Origin of the sequence: Cupriavidus sp. CuC1 (genome assembly GCF_044627735.1) — a bacterium.
Classification (GTDB): Bacteria; Pseudomonadota; Gammaproteobacteria; order Burkholderiales; family Burkholderiaceae; genus Cupriavidus; species Cupriavidus ulmosensis.
In genome coordinates, this window is sequence record NZ_JBIUHC010000312.1 from 1 (window position 1) to 3,909 (window position 3,909).

The window sequence follows — 3,909 nt, forward strand, 5'->3', positions numbered from 1 at the left end:
GGCAGAGAAGGCCTAGGCTGGGTAAGGATCCTAGGCCGGTCTCCGCCGATTTTCAACACTTTTTGTTAACGGCTCGCTCCTGGAGCCCCGTTTTGTTTGACCGGCTTGTGCTGCAGTTCCGCCGGCCCGGAAAACCTGTCCTGCCCTGATCCCGTTGCAGCTATTCCAACTATTGCAGCATGTTGTACTGCTCGCGCATCACGACGATGATGGACTTGGCCGCTGCCAGCCGGGTTGGCAAATGGTCCTCCTCCTCGCGCGGGAAATCGACTTCCGCGCTCCAGTTGCAACCGGTATGGTCGGGCTGGTGAACGCGCATTGCGTGCAATTCGCACTCGCCGCACTCGGGATTGTTGTTTAGGAACTGGTTCAGGATGGCCATCAACTCCGACCGGGTCTTTGCATCACGCCGCATGAGTCACCTCGTCCGTTGCCGTTTTGTTGCCTGGAACCTAAATCTAGGCACGCAGGCGCAGGCTCGCCAATTGAATCGCCCTATTAAGCAGCGGCTTTCGATCCCGATTTCCAGTAGTTTGCCTCTATCGCACCGCAACAAATCCATGCTGCGTCGCGACAGTACCGAAGCCGGCGGCGCGCAATCCGGTCGAATTGCCAATGGTGCGGCGCGCGAATGCCACTCAGCGGGCGCGAGGCGCGCAAGGCGCCGCGATCCGGTAGCGAGGCTCCCTACGCTCCCGGAAAATCTCGTGGACCCTGGTAAACCTCAAGGCGATCCCGATGCTAAAGAATCTTTGGCACGTGCTGGACCATTCGGCGAATGTGCGCGCCGAGGCGCGCTCGAGACGGCCCGGTCAAGCACCTGCGGCGGCTACCGGACGCAGGGCGCGCCGCGCACCTTCAAGGTGGCAATGACCATGGACTTCTAGGCGGAGCGGCAGGCGGGATCGGCAACTGGCTGGCGCCCCTGTTGCCCTTCCAGCCCTCGTTTGCCGGGCGCGAACACCATCAGGCTGAGCAAGGCCAGCACCCAGGCGCCGATCCCGCCATACACCATCACCCAGCCAAAGCCATGAACGAGCGCCGCATGCAGCGCGGTGCCGGGCGCGTCCAGCGCGGGCAGTTGTGCAAAGGCGTCCCCGAGTGAATCCATGTTGCCTGCTGCAATGTGCTGCGCCAGTGCGCGCAACTGCAACGTATCGAACGCCCCCGGAAAGGCTCGCTTCAGATACGACGAGATGCCCGCGACCAGGATGCATCCCATCAACGCGATATTGATCGCCAGCGAGATCATCCGCGCGCTCATGTCGATGCCGGACGCCATGCCTGCGCGGCTGCTGGGAACCGAAGCGGTGGTGGTATTGGTCACCGGCGTGTTGGTGATGCCCAGGCCGATGCCGGCCAGCAGCGAACCCGGGAGCAAGGTCAACCAGCTTGCCTGCGCCAGGCTGCTGCCGAGCTTCATGAGCATGAAGCCCAGCCCGATCGTGAACAAGCCCAGGGGAATGACCACGCCGGGCCGGTACCGCAGCGCAAGGCGCTCTCCCAGCGGCGGAAACAACAGCGTGGGCAGCGTATAAGCCAGCAAGGACAAACCGGCGGCCACGCTGCCGTAGCCCAGGCCGCCGTGGAAATAAAGCGGCAAGTAGATCATGAACGGCCAGAAGCTGAAGTTCATGCCCATGGAGCCAAGCAGCGCACCGGAGAAGTCCCGGCTGTGGAAGACCGAAACATCGAACATCGGATGCGCACTGAATTTTTCCGCTAGCAGGAAAGCCACGAAGCTGGCTGCCGTCACGGCCATCATGCCGATCGCGGCGGCGCGGGAAACGCCGGCTTCCGGTCCCTGCGTGATCAGATAAGCCAAGCCGAAAACGGCCAGCGACAGCGTGACGATGCCCGCGATATCGAGCTTGCCCGCCTGCGGATCGCGTGACTCTTCCACGCCGGCGAATACCAGCGCCAGGGTCAGGATGGCAAGCAGCACGTGAACCAGGAACACCCATTGCCAGCTGGATACGGCAACGATCATGCCGCCGACGATCGGCCCGAAACCCAGGCCGATCCCGAACACGATGCCCCATGCGCCAAAGGCCTTGCTGCGTTCCTTGCCTTCCTGAAATTGATGCGACAGGATCGCCACCAGGCAGATCAGCATGGCGCCGCCGGCCATGCCCTGGAGAAACCGGCTGGCGATCAGGACGGAAGCGCTTTGCGCCAGGCCACAGATCAGGGAGGCGATGCCGAACAAGGCAACGCCGAGGATGAACATGCGCTTGCGGCCAAAGCGGTCGGCCAATGTGCCGGCCGCCATCAGCACCGTGGTGCAGGCGATGGTGTAGGCATTCATGATCCATTGCATGTCCCTGAAGTCGCCGTGCAGCACGCGCTCGAGGGTGGGCAGTATGACCGGCACACTGGAAATCTCCAGGCCGAACATCAGCGCGGCCAGGCAGACGGCGGCCAATGCCATTTTGTTTCTACGGGAATGAGTGAGGCGCATCGATAGTGCTTTCCAGGCGGATCCGGTTTCAGGGAGCGGATGGCGTCGTGCTCGACGCCGGTCTTGGCGCACATTGTGGGCGAGTCCTCGCTATGATAGAAATGATCTAATTTCTTCCGATTCATTAGTACTCATCATATATACGGGACCATGGATTTCGATCCGACACTGCTGCGGGCCTTTGTCGCCGTCAAGGAAACCGGCGGCTTCACGCGCGCGGCGCAACGGCTGCACCTGACGCAGTCCGCAGTCAGCCATCAGATCCGGCGGCTCGAAGAGCAGGTCGGCCGGCCGCTGCTGTACCGCACCACACGCACCCTGACCCTGACCGAGGACGGCAACGATTTTCTCCAGCATGCGCAGCAGATCCTGGCCTCGCTCGATGCGCTTTCGCGCCGCTTCCAGCCGTCTCCCGTTTGCGGCGTGGTGCGCTTCGGCGTGCCGGAAACCTTCCTGGGCGAGCGGCTGCCGCAACTGCTGTCGCAGTTCGCCCGGGCATTTCCCGAGGTGCGTCTCGATGTGAACGTGGGCACGTACCTGGACTTACGCGCGATGATCAAGGCAGGCGAGCTGGATCTTGCCGTGGTGTTGTCAGAGCCCGGCGGGGAGGGTGGCACGGTGCTGCAGCAGACGCAGTTTGTGTGGGCCGCTGCCCAGACCTTCGAGATCGCACCGGGTGCGTCGTTGCCGCTCGCGCTGTCTCCCTCGCCGTGCGTTAACCGGTTGGTCGGCGTGGCGGCATTGGAGGGCACATCCATACCGTGGCACGTGGCCTTCACGTCGCCAAGCCAGGAGGGCATCCGCACGGCGGTGTTGGCAGGACTCGGCGCCTCGGTGCAGATCCGCGGCGACCTGAAACCGGGGATGAAAGTGGTGGATGGCCAGTTCGGGTTGCCGGCGCTGCCGGCGGCGGATTTTGCGCTGATCTGGAGCGACGGCGAGAAGCCGCCGGCCGCCCGCGAGTTCGGGCAGTTGCTGGTGAGCCTGCAGGAGCCGCCGACCAAGCCTGGCCGGCGGCCCAGGAAGCTTTAGCCTCGCAGCGCCGCGCTATGCTGCATCGGGCATCGCCTGCGTGCCGGATATCGCCATTCGGCGCCAGCTGGACGAAGGCACGCTCGTCAGCGTGCTGGACGACTACAACCAGGACCGCACGATGCTGCGGGTGCTGTGGCCGTCCAGCCGCCAGCTGTCGCCCAAGCTCCGGGCCTTCGTGGACTTCATCGCCGGAAACCTGCTGGCACCTTGAGCACGGCGTGCCGGCGGGGCATAAAAAACCCGCCACAAGGGCGGGTATCAGACTGCTGACAAACCTGATGCACAAGCCGAAGTCGCCGAACAGGCCAAAGCCGCGCGCCATGACGACGGCTGTCTCTCCCTCTCCCCTCAGGGGGAGAGGGCCGGGGAGAGGGGTGGCTTAGTCAATATGACTCCCCTGGGGCAAAGAGGGC

The 3,909-nt window shown here is 63.6% G+C and carries 5 protein-coding genes; 3 read left to right on the top strand and 2 right to left on the bottom strand.

Annotation, left to right across the window (positions count from 1 at the left end; all coding sequences use genetic code 11):
* Positions 1-169: 169 nt before the first annotated feature.
* Positions 170-415, bottom strand: coding sequence for a hypothetical protein (locus ACGLHR_RS50885; RefSeq protein WP_043344643.1), 246 nt, complete (start codon positions 413-415; stop codon positions 170-172).
* Here ACGLHR_RS50885 and ACGLHR_RS50890 point away from each other — a divergent pair.
* Complete coding sequence (locus ACGLHR_RS50890; RefSeq protein ID WP_400103623.1) at positions 375-887, top strand: hypothetical protein; 513 nt, start codon at positions 375-377, stop codon at positions 885-887. The genes ACGLHR_RS50885 and ACGLHR_RS50890 overlap by 41 nt on opposite strands.
* Here ACGLHR_RS50890 and ACGLHR_RS50895 read toward each other — a convergent pair.
* A complete protein-coding gene (locus tag ACGLHR_RS50895) occupies positions 884-2,461 on the bottom strand; it encodes an MFS transporter (RefSeq protein WP_400103617.1) in 1,578 nt (525 codons plus the stop codon). The two genes, ACGLHR_RS50890 and ACGLHR_RS50895, sit on opposite strands and share 4 nt — an antisense overlap.
* 150 nt (positions 2,462-2,611) lie before the next feature.
* On the opposite strand from ACGLHR_RS50895, the gene ACGLHR_RS50900 reads away from it, so the two are divergent.
* Together ACGLHR_RS50900 and ACGLHR_RS50905 are read left to right on the top strand one after the other, a co-directional pair.
* Complete coding sequence (locus tag ACGLHR_RS50900; protein WP_400103619.1) at positions 2,612-3,493, top strand: LysR substrate-binding domain-containing protein; 882 nt, start codon at positions 2,612-2,614, stop codon at positions 3,491-3,493.
* A 40-nt stretch (positions 3,494-3,533) separates the two neighbouring features.
* Positions 3,534-3,707: a LysR substrate-binding domain-containing protein gene (locus tag ACGLHR_RS50905; protein WP_400103621.1), complete on the top strand. Its 174-nt coding sequence runs from the start codon at positions 3,534-3,536 to the stop codon at positions 3,705-3,707.
* The last annotated feature ends 202 nt before the right edge of the window (positions 3,708-3,909 follow it).